General features: G+C 50.6%; 16 protein-coding genes. 14 read left to right on the top strand and 2 right to left on the bottom strand.

Features of this window, described 5'->3' with window-relative positions; all coding sequences use genetic code 11:
- Window positions 1-16: 16 nt before the first annotated feature.
- Window positions 17-727, bottom strand: a complete 711-nt coding sequence (locus KNP77_RS09570) for a GntR family transcriptional regulator (protein WP_070329090.1) — start codon at window positions 725-727, stop codon at window positions 17-19.
- 195 nt (window positions 728-922) lie between these two features.
- On the opposite strand from KNP77_RS09570, the gene KNP77_RS09565 reads away from it, so the two are divergent.
- The 7 genes from KNP77_RS09565 to KNP77_RS09535 are packed head-to-tail and all read left to right on the top strand — an operon-like array spanning window position 923 to window position 4538.
- Complete coding sequence (locus KNP77_RS09565) at window positions 923-1354, top strand: hypothetical protein (RefSeq protein ID WP_214890382.1); 432 nt, start codon at window positions 923-925, stop codon at window positions 1352-1354.
- Entirely contained in the window at window positions 1351-1779 is a 429-nt protein-coding gene (locus KNP77_RS09560) for a DUF2116 family Zn-ribbon domain-containing protein (RefSeq protein WP_214890380.1), read from the top strand. The genes KNP77_RS09565 and KNP77_RS09560 overlap by 4 nt, the downstream gene beginning before the upstream one ends.
- A 4-nt stretch (window positions 1780-1783) precedes the next feature.
- Complete coding sequence (locus tag KNP77_RS09555) at window positions 1784-2230, top strand: hypothetical protein (protein ID WP_214890378.1); 447 nt, start codon at window positions 1784-1786, stop codon at window positions 2228-2230.
- Window positions 2230-2739: a hypothetical protein gene (locus KNP77_RS09550; protein WP_214890374.1), complete on the top strand. Its 510-nt coding sequence runs from the start codon at window positions 2230-2232 to the stop codon at window positions 2737-2739. Before KNP77_RS09555 ends, KNP77_RS09550 begins: the two co-directional genes overlap by 1 nt.
- Window positions 2732-3202: a hypothetical protein gene (locus KNP77_RS09545; protein ID WP_131441487.1), complete on the top strand. Its 471-nt coding sequence runs from the start codon at window positions 2732-2734 to the stop codon at window positions 3200-3202. Before KNP77_RS09550 ends, KNP77_RS09545 begins: the two co-directional genes overlap by 8 nt.
- Before the next feature lie 35 nt (window positions 3203-3237).
- Window positions 3238-3783, top strand: coding sequence for an AAA family ATPase (locus KNP77_RS09540; RefSeq protein ID WP_214890371.1), 546 nt, complete (start codon window positions 3238-3240; stop codon window positions 3781-3783).
- Window positions 3780-4538: an endonuclease/exonuclease/phosphatase family protein gene (locus KNP77_RS09535; RefSeq protein ID WP_214890368.1), complete on the top strand. Its 759-nt coding sequence runs from the start codon at window positions 3780-3782 to the stop codon at window positions 4536-4538. The genes KNP77_RS09540 and KNP77_RS09535 overlap by 4 nt, the downstream gene beginning before the upstream one ends.
- A gap of 36 nt (window positions 4539-4574) precedes the next feature.
- Here KNP77_RS09535 and KNP77_RS09530 read toward each other — a convergent pair whose 3' ends face one another.
- On the bottom strand, window positions 4575-4910 hold the full coding sequence (locus KNP77_RS09530; protein WP_214890364.1) for a hypothetical protein: 336 nt from the start codon (window positions 4908-4910) through the stop codon (window positions 4575-4577).
- Window positions 4911-5321: 411 nt separating this feature from the next.
- On the opposite strand from KNP77_RS09530, the gene glmS reads away from it, so the two are divergent.
- From glmS to KNP77_RS09495, 7 genes are all read left to right on the top strand, one after another.
- Complete coding sequence (glmS, locus tag KNP77_RS09525; protein ID WP_214890361.1) at window positions 5322-7118, top strand: glutamine--fructose-6-phosphate transaminase (isomerizing); 1797 nt, start codon at window positions 5322-5324, stop codon at window positions 7116-7118.
- Window positions 7119-7261: 143 nt separating this feature from the next.
- Window positions 7262-7753, top strand: a complete 492-nt coding sequence (locus KNP77_RS09520; protein ID WP_214890357.1) for a DUF2798 domain-containing protein — start codon at window positions 7262-7264, stop codon at window positions 7751-7753.
- Between the two features lie 141 nt (window positions 7754-7894).
- On the top strand, window positions 7895-8164 hold the full coding sequence (locus KNP77_RS09515) for a PTS sugar transporter subunit IIB (RefSeq protein WP_071398922.1): 270 nt from the start codon (window positions 7895-7897) through the stop codon (window positions 8162-8164).
- On the top strand, window positions 8154-10181 hold the full coding sequence (locus tag KNP77_RS09510; protein ID WP_158625526.1) for a BglG family transcription antiterminator: 2028 nt from the start codon (window positions 8154-8156) through the stop codon (window positions 10179-10181). The genes KNP77_RS09515 and KNP77_RS09510 overlap by 11 nt, the downstream gene beginning before the upstream one ends.
- Window positions 10182-10347: 166 nt before the next feature.
- The gene (locus KNP77_RS09505; protein WP_131441482.1) at window positions 10348-11772 is read left to right on the top strand and encodes a PTS mannitol transporter subunit IIBC; all 1425 of its coding nucleotides are present in this window, start codon (window positions 10348-10350) and stop codon (window positions 11770-11772) included.
- Between the two features lie 43 nt (window positions 11773-11815).
- Entirely contained in the window at window positions 11816-12250 is a 435-nt protein-coding gene (locus tag KNP77_RS09500) for a PTS mannitol transporter subunit IIA (protein ID WP_214890355.1), read from the top strand.
- Window positions 12247-13392, top strand: coding sequence for a mannitol-1-phosphate 5-dehydrogenase (locus KNP77_RS09495; RefSeq protein ID WP_131441481.1), 1146 nt, complete (start codon window positions 12247-12249; stop codon window positions 13390-13392). The genes KNP77_RS09500 and KNP77_RS09495 overlap by 4 nt, the downstream gene beginning before the upstream one ends.
- Window positions 13393-13450: the final 58 nt, after the last annotated feature.

The raw sequence follows: 13450 nt of genomic DNA, 5'->3' as shown, positions 1-13450 counted from the left end.
AACCTCTCGAGTGCGTTTAAGACTTGATGTTAGAGACTTTCAGCATCTTAACATGGCGGAAATGATGTGTCGAGCGCGATACGTCGAAGATTTGACCGTTCGTTAAATAGACGGTGTTGTCGACGAGAAGGGCCGGATCGTTCTCGTTCAACCCGAGTAAAACGGCATCATCGGCGTTCAAGAAATCGGCGTAAATGACGCGGTCGGCAAAACCGATGGCGAGCTTTTGGTCGTTACGGAAGTAGTTATAGATCGACTTCTCGGTGATGTTTCGGTCGAGATAGACGACGAGGTTTTTGCGGAAGTACGAATCTTCGACCGAGAACGGGTGGTCGTCGACGAGACGCAGCCGCTTGACGTAATAGACAGGCGTCCCGACCGGACACTTCATCCGTTCCGCCACTTCTTCGTTTGCCGTCGTCTCCTCAAAGGCGAGGACGTGTGTCTCGACTTTTCGTCCACTGAAGTCGCTCGTGAGACCTTGGAGTTTTTCGAGGTTCACATAATCGCTGTCGTAATGGTCACGGACGAAGACGCCGCTCCCTTGGACTTGATAGGCGTAGCCTTTGTTGACGAGAATCTCGATCGCTTTCCGGACCGTGTTGCGGCTGACGGCGTATTTCGTCGCATATTCGTCTTCCGTGAGGAGTTTGTTCGTATGTTGATAGACGTGATTGACGATATCCGTCTCAATCTGTTCAGCGACTTGTTTATACTTTGGGGCCATGACTGTTTGCACCTTTCACATTAATTTATAGGAATGAATACGCTATCAGTATAGCAGAAATTATTTGCAACGGTCGTAAATCATTCGCCAATTGTTGAAAAACGTCGAACGATTCATTGCGAGAATATTTGGATAACTTGAAACCCCACCGTTTCATTTCCGTATACAATAAGAGAATAGTAGGGAGGGGAAGTCATGAATCAACCGACACGAATTGAACAAGAGACGGCTTGGAAGAAGCAACAGACACGGGTCGGATACATCTTTTTAAGCGTCGTGGTATTGGCCATCGTCTTATCCTTCTTCGGGAAGCAACTGTGGCTCATCATTCCTCTCACTCTCGTTGGGGTCAGAATGCTCATGTTAGACGTGCAAAAATATCAGATGAGACGTACGTTTTTAGTCGATCTTGCTACGCGGAAGGTGCTAAGGTGGCATCTCGTGTACGATATCGTGAGCTCGATCGGTTTACTCGTTTTAGTGAGTGGCCTGTTGGTCTTCAATCAAGACGACCTGTATTGGGCGTTCGGGGTGTTCATTTGGGGGACGTTGACAGAAACGGTGTCACGCCGTTTAAATCAACATGATCCGATATTACGCGCCCTCGAGCTGGAGGAAGCGCGATGAGGGAACGAGTCGAACAGGAACGGGCGTGGGTCCGTTCGTTTCAACAACTCATGTTTGGGATTGTAGGGGTGTTTCTAGTCGTCATTCTTCCAATCGTGTGGTGGACGGATAGTCTGTTTTGGGGCATCGTCTACATGGCCCTCGTGCTCGTTCCCGTCAATGTGATGTATGTACGTCGCTATCAGATGCGACAACGGTTGAATCCGAAATTGACGCATCGCTATCGCCAACAGTTGGGGAGTGACATGTTGAATACGGTTGCCTTCTTTCTCGCATTGAACGGCAATGAATTGTTGGAGACGAAAGTTTTCTATACAGTCGGTTTGCTCGTGATTGTGTTAGCTGGATGGATCACGATGAGGATTGATAAGCGGATTAAGCAGGAAGACGTGTGGCGTCCTACATATAAGCAGACCGGGAGGTGAGGGGATGGGTGAACAATTGCAGAAAGAAATTCAGTGGGTGAAGCGAATCCAACGCTTCGGTGTTCCGTTGCTCGTTGTTTATGTGACTTCATTGGTTGTTTCCCTTTTCTTTGAACGGATGTTGTTAATTCCCTTGATGTGGACTGTCGCGGTGTTTCTTGTCGTGATGGGACATAAGCAATATCGAATCCTGCGCCAATTCTCAACGCGACCAAAGGGTTTGCAGTGGCTGAAAATCGAATATGCTGATACGTGGATTAGCGCAATCTTAATGGGAACCTTTATGACGACGCTACTGACGACTGAATCGTTTGGTTTCTTAATTGGCGGCGTGTTTGGCATCTGGGGACTAACCGAATCATATCGAAAACGATGGATTGTCCGGAAATTGAAAGCGTACGACCCTGACATGCCAACATACGACCAAGTGATTGAAAGGATGAAATCATAATGGAACTTTCACCGCAAACAAAACAACAGATTGATACGGTGCTACGCATGGATAAATGGACAAGCTGGGGCGTTGGGATCTTTGTGGTCGCAGCAATCATCGGCATGCTGACTTATGCGTCGTATTGGGAGATGCCGGATTCGTTTTTCCTGATATTCATATTTTCAATATTTAGTCTCGTCGTCACGACAGAGATGATGCGTTTCCGGATGTGGCGCCGCTTCGTGAAAAATGAGAAGGCGCGAAAGCTGTTGACGCTACGGTATACAGCTTCGTTATTTGGACTTGTCGCTCTTGGTTTTTATGGCATCGTCGCGTTCAATCAAACACAGCAACCACAATCGTTCCAAGCGTTTCTCTTATCACAAGCCTTTTTCTGGGGAGCGACGTTCTTTGGAAAATGGCTCGACCGTATCATTCAAAAACATGATGGGAACTATTTGACGGATCAAGATATCAAAGCAATTAAAGAAGCGCGGGAAATTGAAAAGGAAGAACGATATGGATAAGCGCACTCAAATGCGGGAACTGATGGCGATTGACGATTCAGGAAAATGGCGAGTTGCCTTTATGACGGCGACATTGACGTTCATGTTACAACTTGCTTCGGAAAATGAGTGGATTCCGTCGATTCTACTTGTTGTTGTCGCAGTGCTGACAAGTATTCCAGCACTCAAAAAAGACTGGGAACGTGAAAATGTGAAAAAGCGTTATTTGACGTCAGATGACGCAAAACGACTCGTGCACGCCCATACGTATATCGGGATTATGTCCTATCCATTGATTATCGTACTTTTATACGGTTTCACAATGGAAATGGTGACTTATAGAATGTTTCTCATAATCTGCTTAGTTGGTGGAATCTTGTCGTGGGGGGGACATCGTTTATACGAACGCCACATGGTCACTCTCGACAACAACTACGTCACGGAAGCCGAATTACGAGAAGAACGAAAGTGGGGGAGCGCTTGAGCGCTTCCTCTTAAATGTTTAGGGGGAACAGTTTGATGAAGCAGAAAGTATGGATTATCTCGGGACCTGCCGGCGTCGGGAAATCGACAACCGCAAAACAGCTCGCTCGACAGATGAAGAAAAGTGCATACATTTCAGGCGATGAAGTTAGTCATATGGCAGTCTCGGGTCGTGAAAAACCTTGGGAGTCTGAGCGTGCGAATGAACTTGTTTGGAAAAACATCGTTGCCTTGAGCGATAACTTTCTTGCGGCAGATTATGACGTCGTCGTGGATTGGGTCGCATTTTGGAACGATATACAGACATATACGTCACATTGGATTGAACAAGGGATTGAAGTGCGATACGTCATCTTATGGGCAGAGCAAGATGTTCATGTCCAACGCGATCAGCACAGGCCGGCGGGTTCACAGATGGGGGAACGTGTCCTCATTTTACGGAACGAGTTCCTGAACTCGGGCGCACCTGGTCCCTATTATCTTGATAACACGACAGAAGAGTTGACCCGGACGATTGAACTGATTCAAGATAGCGCGCAATTTTTGTTGAAACAGAACCATCGAAATGGAGGCATAGAATGAGGATTGCAAGCTTTAACATTTGGAACAATCCAACGTTATGGCACGAGCGAATCGGGGCCATCTGTGAGGAAGTAAAACGTGTTGCCCCTGACATGCTCGCGCTTCAGGAAGTTAAAACATACATAGACGGCGAAACAGGAATCGATGTCGCAACATATATTGCGAATCAGACGGGATATCCGTTTTGTGTGTTTCATCCTTATCCCGATTCACCGGATGAAGGACTCGCCGTTTTAAGTAAAGTTCCGCTCGCTACGAATGATGCGATTTGGCACTACGAGGTAGAAGAAGCAAACTACTGTGCGATGAGGGTAACGTTCCAAGTAGGAGGCCACGTGTTCGGATTGACGAACGTCCATTTAAATTGGAGGTCGTCGGACATACGGGAAGCACAAATGAAGGCGGTCCACGAATGGATCGGCGAAGGGGAACGGTACGAAATTTTATGCGGGGACTTCAATGATGACCCGCAGTCAGAGAACCATCACTATTTGACCGAACACCGGTGGGTCGATGTCGCCAAGTATGATGAAGGAGAAGCGCAACCGACATTGGACTATACACATAATCCATATCTGCAACAGGATTCCTTAATGAAACGATCCTCGCGCTATGATTGGATTTTGTTGCGTCACGTTGAAGTGAACTCACTGCTTATTACGAACGTTGACGTGTTCGGAAATGCATCCGTTAGCAAAACTAATATTCTGCCGAGTGATCATTATGGGGTTCTATTCGACCTCGACATTCCCTAAAAACGGTGAGGCGCATGATGAGCGCTTCCCCCGTTTTCATTTGAACGTACGGATGATGAAGTAAAGGCAGCCGAGGAAGGGGATTAAGAACAGTGCACCGAGCCACTGAGCTTGTCCGAAGACGAGCCAGGCGAACAACTGGAACGATAGAATGCCACCGGCCGCGAGCCCAGCGAAGCGGAGCGCTTTCGGTCGCTTTGATGGTTCCTCCCACCACTCTTTAAAGAACGGCAAGCTGAACAACAGCGCCAAGCCGAGAAAGAATGCAGCCGGAAACACGAGCACATCTCCGCGCGCATCCTGTCCGTTAAACTGCAGCCACTTCGAGAGAATCGATAAGGTGATGCCGATGACGAGAAAGAGCCCGCTCATATCCGTTCCTCCGTTTCATCTCTATATACTATTATCATGCACGAACCGTGTCAGGCGGACAAGCCTCCAAAAAAATGGCTTTTTAGTGAAAGTGGTGACTTTTACGTGAACGGTAAAAAAGTACTGAACGATGATGTGATGAAAATACTATCCGTGGATTATGTTGAACGACTAGCATGAAAGGGTATCTGGAGAAACGGCCAGCTATGAAGGAAAAGCGCCAGAACTCTACGGAGTTGACGAGGACGAGGGTGATCGAGGTTTCGGCGGATACCCTCTAGTCGCCTGTCACGACTAAAAGTGTTCTTTTAAAACGTTCGGGTGACCGGACGGCCAAAGGGGAGCGCGTTGACAGCACTCTAAAAAGTCCGTTTCCTTTTTCGAGAAATCGAATACAGAGGAGATTTTTGTATGTGTGGAATTGTAGGGATGATCGGTCGAGTCGGAACGAAAGAGATTTTATTGAAGGGACTCGAGAAGCTTGAGTATCGTGGCTACGATTCAGCGGGAATCGCGCTTGTCGGTGACGATGTCCATGTGTTCAAGGAAGTCGGACGGATTGCCGCGTTACGTGACATCGTACCGGTCGAAGCGGAAGGCTTCATTGGCATCGGTCACACGCGTTGGGCGACACACGGGGTACCGAGCGTACCGAACGCCCACCCACACCAAAGCACGACGGGCCGCTTTACGCTCGTCCACAACGGCGTCATCGAGAACGACGAGCAGATCAAGGCTACGATCGACGCACCGTTCCTGTCAGAGACGGATACGGAAGTCATCGTCCAGTTGATGGAGAAGAACTTCGTCGTGCTAAATGACGTCGAGGCGGCGTTCCGTAAGACGCTCTCAGAGCTCCACGGCTCGTACGCGATCGCGATGATCGACTCAGAGGACAGTGAGCGCCTCTATATCGGGAAGAACAAGTCGCCGCTCCTCGTCGGACTTGGTGATGGCACGTTCAACGTCGTCGCGTCGGACGCGATGGCGATGCTCCAAGTGACGGACCAGTACCTCGAGCTCCATGACGGCGAGATCGTCATCTTGACGCGTGAGTCGGCGACGATCAAGACGCTCGATGGCGAAATCCTTGAACGTGCGCCGTACACGGCCGAGATCGATGCGTCAGACATCGAGAAGGGAACGTACGCGCACTACATGTTGAAGGAGATGGACGAGCAACCGGCCGTCATCCGCAACATCATCCGACACTACCAGAACGAGAACGGCGACATCGAGCTGACAGAAGGCGTCCGTTCGCTCGTCTCGGAAGCGGACCGCATCTACATCGTCGCCTGTGGCACGAGCTACAACGCCGGACTCGTCGGGAAAGACATTTTAGAACGGATTGCCGGTATCCCGACCGAGGTGCACGTCTCGTCTGAATTTGGCTACAATATGCCGCTCTTAAGCAACCGTCCGCTGTTCGTCTTCTTGTCACAGTCTGGAGAGACAGCCGACAGCCGTGCCGTCCTCGTCGAAGTGAAAAAGCGCGGCTACAAAGCACTCACGATGACGAACGTGCCAGGATCAACGCTCTCCCGTGAAGCAAACGAGACGATGCTCCTCCACGCCGGCCCCGAGATTGCGGTCGCGTCGACGAAAGCGTACACGGCGCAAATCGCGGTGCTCGCGATCCTCGCTTATGACATCGCTCGTGCGAACGGGAAAGAGCTGCCGTTCGACTTGATGCCGGAACTCGCACGTGTCGCGACGATCATGGACTCGGTCATGTCACAAAAAGAGCTGTTCGAAGACTTGGTGGAACGTTACTTAAAGACAACACCGAATACGTTCTTTATCGGTCGCGGACTCGACGCCTCGGTCTGTATCGAAGGTGCACTCAAAGTAAAAGAGATCTCGTACATTCAAGCGGAAGGCTACCCGGGTGGAGAACTCAAGCACGGGTCGATTGCCTTGATTGAAGACGGGACGCCAGTCATCGCGCTCATCTCGCAACCGAAGACGAACTTGAACATCCGCGGCAACGTCAAAGAAGTCGTCGCCCGTGGTGCCAATGCGTGTATCATCTCGATGCAAGGCGTCGAGCACGAGAATGATGAGTTCATCTTACCGCACGTGGAACCGATTCTCGCGCCACTCATCACCGTGCTCCCTCTCCAACTGATGGCGTATTACACCGCGCTCGCCCGAGGTTGTGACGTCGACAAACCGCGTAACTTGGCAAAATCGGTGACGGTAGAATAAAAATAAAAAATAATGCTTACGAAGCTAGTCTCCGATTTGCTACACTATGAAAATCAGTTTGTAGAGATATCGGTTTCGTACCGAAAATATATGTCGCAAGATACGTCTACCATCTGAAATCATATGTGTACGGAGGCTTTATTATGCACTTGGAAGACCGGTTACCTCAAAACCCAAAAGAAGGCGTTTTGTTCATGTTGATTATCTCGATTTTATCTGTGAACACGATTGCCCCGATCATCGTCGGCATGGAGCGTGGCTTTAGTGTCGCTCATTACGTCGATACGCTCAAAATCATCCCGTTCGCTTGGATTGCGCTCATCGTGTTGATCCGTTTCATCGTGAAGCCGCTAGCCGGCATACTGTTTAACCGGTTTGCCGGTCAGACGGACGGCTTCAACGCACGCATCTTGTTGAACATCGTCCTAAACGTCTCGATGATCTCGTTCGTCATGACCATCATCGGACCATGGATCGGTATGGGCGAGCTCAACTTCGGTACGCTCGAACACTTTTTCCCGACGTGGTTCCGTAATTTCGGCATCGCGTTTTGGATCGAGCTGTTGTTCGCCCAACCGATTGCACGTGCCGTCATGAAGTCGATTCATACACGAAAACGCCTGAAGACCGCTTAACTTTAGATAAAGCATCTTTCCGATTGAGGAGAGATGCTTTTTACTGCTTGCCGATAATTTTGACAAAGAGCAAAATAGTAGGTGAAGTAAGCGGTTCCATCGTATGGTTAGATAAAGATAAGCGACGAAAGAAGGTTGGACATGAACGTATACATTGCCTGTCCATGTGGGTTCGTGACGAGTGCGATGGCAGCAAAGTTGTTTGCTCAGGCGTCTTCGGGGCGTATGACGTGTCACGTCACACATGGAACTTATGAAGATGTGCCTGCGGCGGTTGATTTAATCATCTATCAACAAGGTACAGAAGTGATGACACATCCGACGGCATACGTTCGTTCGGTCAACCATATGCTGTCGCTCGAGGAATACCGACAAGTCGTCGAGGAATGGGTGAATGAATATGAAGCATGAGTGGAGCGCCCGGGAGCGCTCGATTTTACTACATCTATTAGCAACTGAAACATCGACACCGCTCGCGGAGATCGCGCAAGCGGTTCATTTGTCTGAGCGGACGATTCAGCGTGAGCGTCAATTACTCGAAGGCGTCTTAAAAGAATTCGAGTTGGAGCTGGCGTGGCAACGAGGTCACGGACTCAGTCTAATCGGCCGCTCGGATGCAAAACAACAACTACGGGAAGATTTGATTCTCTCGGCCGAGGCAATCCCAACAGCCGAGGACCGAATCTTTGAACTGGCGTGGCGACTCTTGTTTGAGAAAGACATGCTCAAACTGCAGGCGGTCGCGAAACAGATGCACGTGTCACCAAGCACGCTGACGCAAGACTTAGAAAAACTCGATCGTTGGTTTGACGAGTACCATCTCGAAGTCGAACGCAAGAAAGGCGTCGGTGCGAAAGTGCTCGGGCTTGAAGCGGAAAAGCGGAAGCTGATGATCAATGCGCTCCTCGCTCATTGGGACACGCTCGCGTTCTATCGGTTCGTCCGTGGTGAGGACGACTATATTCCGGCATTTTTGAAGACGGTCCCGTGTGAAGCGATGCTCGAAGCACTCCGCGACGGCTATGATTATTTGAAGGAACATCCGTATGAGCGGATGGACGACCGCACCATCATGCGTGTCACGTTCGCCTACGGGGTACAGCAAGCCCGGCTGGATGCCGGTTTCTTCTTAGAGATGTATACGAAAGGACGCTCGGACGACTACTTGAAAGTCGCCCACGCCATGGAGACGGCACTCGGGACGCCGTTCTCGATGGCGGAACGGGTCTGGTTCGCCGAAGAGGCCAACCGGTTGCGCTCGTTGAAGGAACAGATGAAAGAAGATGAGGAAGAGCGCTGGGTCATGCAAATTCGAGTCCACAAGCTGATTCATCACGTCTCACTCATCCACGGTTTCGCGTTCGCAGACGATGCCGCCCTCGAGAAAGGGCTAATTGCCCACATCTTGTCGAGCATGAATACGCAAGCACTCCCGGATACGGATACGGTCCGTCCGCACATCGACCGCGATTATCCGAACTTACGGTCTGCTATCCAACAAGCGGCCGACATCGTCTTTGGGACGAATACGTTCACAGAAGACGAAACGGTGTTTTGGGCGATGCACTTCGCGGCCGCTCTTGTCAAACCGGTGCGGCGCCGCGAATACCGGGCGCTCGTCGTCTGTTCGGCCGGACTCGGCTCATCGAAGATGCTCGTCAATCGGGTCAAGCAGGAGTTTCCTGAGATGCAAGACGTCGTCAACTCGTCGTTGTTCGGGCTCGAGCAGCACCGGCTCGACGATTATGACGTCATCTTGTCGACGATTCCACTCCCACCGCTCGCGGTGCCCACACTTATTGTTAACCCGCTCTTGACGAACGAGGAAGTCCAGCGCGTCCGTCACTTGCTTTTGTCACTCCCACAGTCGTTTCAAACGAAAGAAAAACATCATTCAACGATGCTCGACTTCACGGAGCTCGGAGAACTCGTCGAGACGTTCGAACGGATGGATGAACAATTCGATCTCGTCACGCTCGACAATAGCGAACGGCTCGAGGACATCTTGCTCGACATCGGCACGCGGTTAGAAGAACGTGATCTCGTCCAAAGCGGCATCCAACTGTCCGCGCAATTGCTGCGACGTCACGAAGTCGCGGGGCTCGGTATCCCGGGGACGAAGCTCGCCTTGTTCCATGGTCGCCATTCGTCAATCGAGCGTGCGAGCGTATTCGCCTTCGATTTGAAGCAGTCGATCCCGCTCCTCATGATGGACCAGTCGACCGAACCGGTGTCCCGTCTACTCGTCCTGCTGGCGCCGGAAGAAGCGAGCGACGTCGAACTGCAGTTTCTCAGTGCCGTTAGCGGGTCGCTGATTGAGAGCGAAGACCATATGAACTTATATAGTACCGGTTCACAGAAACAACTGCGTCTCTTGCTTCATGAATGTATGAAGAAACTGATTCAAGACACGCTATATGAAAAATGACCCACTCGCGGTCATTTTTTTGTTTGGCATGAAACGTTGCCAAAGAACGAACTGGATTGAATTGAGTAAGCGCTTACCTCGAGTCTACAATACAGGTGTAGAGCACAAACCGGTTAGCTACACAACACGATTACGCATTCACAATTTACGACTGGAGGTTTTATCCATGGCGAATACGCAAGCTGGCTCGGGCGGAGTCCGAGTCAAAGTACAACGGTTCGGGAGTTTCCTGAGCGGGATGGTCATGCCGAACATTGGCGCCTTCATCGCTTGGGGGATTATCACAGCCCTGTTCATTCCAACGGGCTGGTGGCCGAACGAAAAATTAGCTGAGCTCGTCGGTCCGACGATCACGTATCTGTTACCGCTCTTAATCGGGTTCACAGGCGGGAAGTTGATTCACGACGTCCGAGGTGGAGTCGTTGGGGTGCTCGCCACGATGGGAGTCATCGTCGGGACGGACATTCCGATGTTCCTCGGGGCGATGATCATGGGCCCACTCGGTGGCTATGTTATCAAACAGTTTGATCGCCTCATCGAAGGCAAAGTCAAAGCTGGATTTGAAATGCTCGTCAACAACTTCTCGGTCGGGATCATCGGTGGTCTCCTTATGATCGGTGGCTTCGAAGTGTTCGGTCCAATTATGAGCGGGCTCGATAAAGTCATGGCTGCAGGTGTTGACTGGATCGTCGGCGCAAAATTGCTGCCAATCGCTAGCTTGTTCATCGAACCTGCGAAAATTTTGTTCTTGAACAACGCAATCAATCACGGGATCTTAAGCCCGCTCGGTGTCGATCAAGTCGCTGACGCCGGGAAATCGGTGCTTTTCTTACTAGAAGCGAACCCAGGACCAGGTCTCGGTCTGTTGCTTGCCTATATGGTATTCGCGAAAGGTGCAGCCAAACGGACAGCGCCAGGGGCGGCCATCATTCACTTCCTTGGTGGGATCCACGAAATCTACTTCCCTTACGTCTTGATGAAGCCAATTTTGATCCTTGCGATGATCGCAGGGGGCGCAACAGGCGTGTTCACGTTCGTCCTGTTCGATGTCGGTCTTGTCGCACCAGCGTCGCCAGGTAGTATCTTCGCGATTCTCGCGATGGCGTCACGCGGTTCGTACGTCGGACTTGTCGCTGGGATTCTCTTGTCAGCAGCCGTCACGTTTGCCGTGGCAAGTGTCATCTTGAAATCAAGTGCGACCGAAGAAGTGTCACTCGAAGAAGCGACACAAAATGTCAGCGCGATGAAAGGGAAGCAGACTTATGCATCTGCTCTCGTGAACACGGAGAGCCTCGACAAAATCGACCACATCATCTTCGCATGTGACGCCGGTATGGGCTCGAGTGCGATGGGAGCGTCGGTTCTTCGCAATAAAGTGAACAAGTCGAACTTGCCAATCAAAGTGACGAACACGTCAATCAGCCAATTGCCAAAAGATGCTCAATTCGTCATCACCCATCAGGATTTGACGGACCGGGCCGAAGCGCAAGTGCCGAATGCGATTCACCGTTCGGTCACGAACTTCTTGAACGCAGAATACTACGATCAATTGATTGAAGAAATCAAAGCAGAACGCAGCAAAATCTCATAAAACAGTAGATAGAGAACAGATTTGAGCTATAGGAGGAACTAAAATGCCATGCATTCAGACAGAGATGATTCGACTTAATCAATCGTTTAACACGACGGCCGACGCGATAAATGCGGCAGGCTCGGTATTACAAGCAGCCGGCTGTGTGTCACCGGCCTACGTAGAAGCGATGCATGAACGCCAAGCGCTCTCAAACGTCTATATCGGGAATCAAGTCGCGATTCCACACGGGACGGAATCAGCGAAATCCGCCGTTCAGAAGACGGGAATCTCTTTTTTACAAGTACCGGAAGGAGTCGACTTTGGCGGACAAACTGCGAAGCTCGTCATCGGGATCGCTGGGGTGGATGATGAACATTTAGAACTCCTATCTCAAATCGCGGTCATCTGTTCGGATGAGGATAACGTTGAGCGTTTAGTACAAGCGAAAACGAAAGAAGAGATCTTGTCGCTATTTATGGAAGAGGTGGCGTCATGAAAGCTGTACATTTCGGGGCCGGGAACATCGGTCGTGGATTTATCGGATTACTATTAAATCAGAGCGGATACGAGGTCACGTTCGTCGATATTAACGATACCGTCATCCAAGCGCTTGAAGACAAACGGTATTACGAGGTCGGTTTTGCTGAAGACGGCGTCGATAACGTCTTCGTCGACCGGGTACGCGGCGTCAACAGCTTGACCGATCCGGAACGCGTCAAATCACTCATCGCCGATGCGGATTTAGTCACGACAGCGATCGGACCGACACTGTTACCAAAAGTCGCTCCACTTATCAGTGAAGGGTTGCGTGACCGGGACACGGAATCACCGGTCTATGTGATTGCTTGTGAGAACATGATCGGGGGCAGTGCGTCGCTGCAACAAGCGATTGAAGTATCAGGCGGTGTCGGTACGGCGAACGTCTCGTTCCCGAATGCGGCTGTCGACCGGATTGTTCCGCTCCAACAGCACGAAGATTCGCTCTACGTCGAAGTCGAGACGTTCTATGAATGGGTCATTGAGACGCACGGATTGGCCGAGCGGCCCCCGCTTCACGGTGTGACGTGGGTCGACGAGATTGGACCTTATATCGAGCGGAAGCTGTTCACGGTCAACACTGGTCACGCCGTCGCGTCATACATCGGCTCTTTGTTTGAGAAAGGTACAATCGACGAGGCGTTAAAAGATCGCCGCGTCCGTCAAGTCGTCCAAGGCGCCCTTTACGAGACAGGCTGGCTGCTCTTAGAGAAATACGGTTTCGAAGCGAAAGAGCACAGCCAATACATTCAAAAAATCATCAAACGTTTCGAGAATCCGAAGCTGAAAGATGAAATCTCGCGTGTCGCCCGTTCGCCAATTCGTAAGCTTGGGCCGAGTGATCGTCTCGTCAAACCGGCACGAGAACTCATCGCCAACGGTATCGAGCCGAACGAACTTGCCTACGGGATCGCCGCCGCCTTGAATTATTACAACCCTGAGGATTCGGAATCTTCTGAACTTTATTTATCGATCGCAGAAGACGGTATCTTGTCGACAGTGGAAAAGTACCTTCAGTTGCATGAAGATGACACGTTGACGAAACTCATTCTCGAGCAGTACCATTTGATCCGCGAGCAAGAAAAAGCACGCGTATCGTAAAGTTGATCTCCTATGTCTCCTTGGCATAGGAGATTTTTGCATACAAAAAGACTGCAGC

The organism is Exiguobacterium sp. s142 (assembly GCF_018618455.1).
In the GTDB taxonomy this organism is placed as follows: domain Bacteria; phylum Bacillota; class Bacilli; order Exiguobacteriales; family Exiguobacteriaceae; genus Exiguobacterium; species Exiguobacterium aurantiacum_A.
The sequence above is the reverse complement of the archived record's forward strand: the minus strand, read 5'-3'. Positions and strand labels throughout refer to the sequence as shown.

Bases quoted from the DNA above. Each gene is read 5' to 3' on its own strand.
- KNP77_RS09540 (WP_214890371.1), top strand. From the start codon at position 3,238: ATGAAGCAGAAAGTATGGATTATCTCGGGACCTGCCGGCGTCGGGAAA.
- KNP77_RS09550 (WP_214890374.1), top strand. From the start codon at position 2,230: ATGGAACTTTCACCGCAAACAAAACAACAGATTGATACGGTGCTACGC.
- KNP77_RS09520 (WP_214890357.1), top strand. From the start codon at position 7,262: ATGCACTTGGAAGACCGGTTACCTCAAAACCCAAAAGAAGGCGTTTTG.
- KNP77_RS09500 (WP_214890355.1), top strand. From the start codon at position 11,816: ATGCCATGCATTCAGACAGAGATGATTCGACTTAATCAATCGTTTAAC.
- KNP77_RS09555 (WP_214890378.1), top strand. From the start codon at position 1,784: ATGGGTGAACAATTGCAGAAAGAAATTCAGTGGGTGAAGCGAATCCAA.
- KNP77_RS09515 (WP_071398922.1), top strand. From the start codon at position 7,895: ATGAACGTATACATTGCCTGTCCATGTGGGTTCGTGACGAGTGCGATG.
- KNP77_RS09495 (WP_131441481.1), top strand. From the start codon at position 12,247: ATGAAAGCTGTACATTTCGGGGCCGGGAACATCGGTCGTGGATTTATC.
- KNP77_RS09560 (WP_214890380.1), top strand. From the start codon at position 1,351: ATGAGGGAACGAGTCGAACAGGAACGGGCGTGGGTCCGTTCGTTTCAA.
- KNP77_RS09545 (WP_131441487.1), top strand. From the start codon at position 2,732: ATGGATAAGCGCACTCAAATGCGGGAACTGATGGCGATTGACGATTCA.
- KNP77_RS09505 (WP_131441482.1), top strand. From the start codon at position 10,348: ATGGCGAATACGCAAGCTGGCTCGGGCGGAGTCCGAGTCAAAGTACAA.
- KNP77_RS09535 (WP_214890368.1), top strand. From the start codon at position 3,780: ATGAGGATTGCAAGCTTTAACATTTGGAACAATCCAACGTTATGGCAC.
- KNP77_RS09570 (WP_070329090.1), bottom strand. From the start codon at position 727: ATGGCCCCAAAGTATAAACAAGTCGCTGAACAGATTGAGACGGATATC.
- KNP77_RS09530 (WP_214890364.1), bottom strand. From the start codon at position 4,910: ATGAGCGGGCTCTTTCTCGTCATCGGCATCACCTTATCGATTCTCTCG.
- KNP77_RS09510 (WP_158625526.1), top strand. From the start codon at position 8,154: ATGAAGCATGAGTGGAGCGCCCGGGAGCGCTCGATTTTACTACATCTA.
- KNP77_RS09565 (WP_214890382.1), top strand. From the start codon at position 923: ATGAATCAACCGACACGAATTGAACAAGAGACGGCTTGGAAGAAGCAA.
- glmS (WP_214890361.1), top strand. From the start codon at position 5,322: ATGTGTGGAATTGTAGGGATGATCGGTCGAGTCGGAACGAAAGAGATT.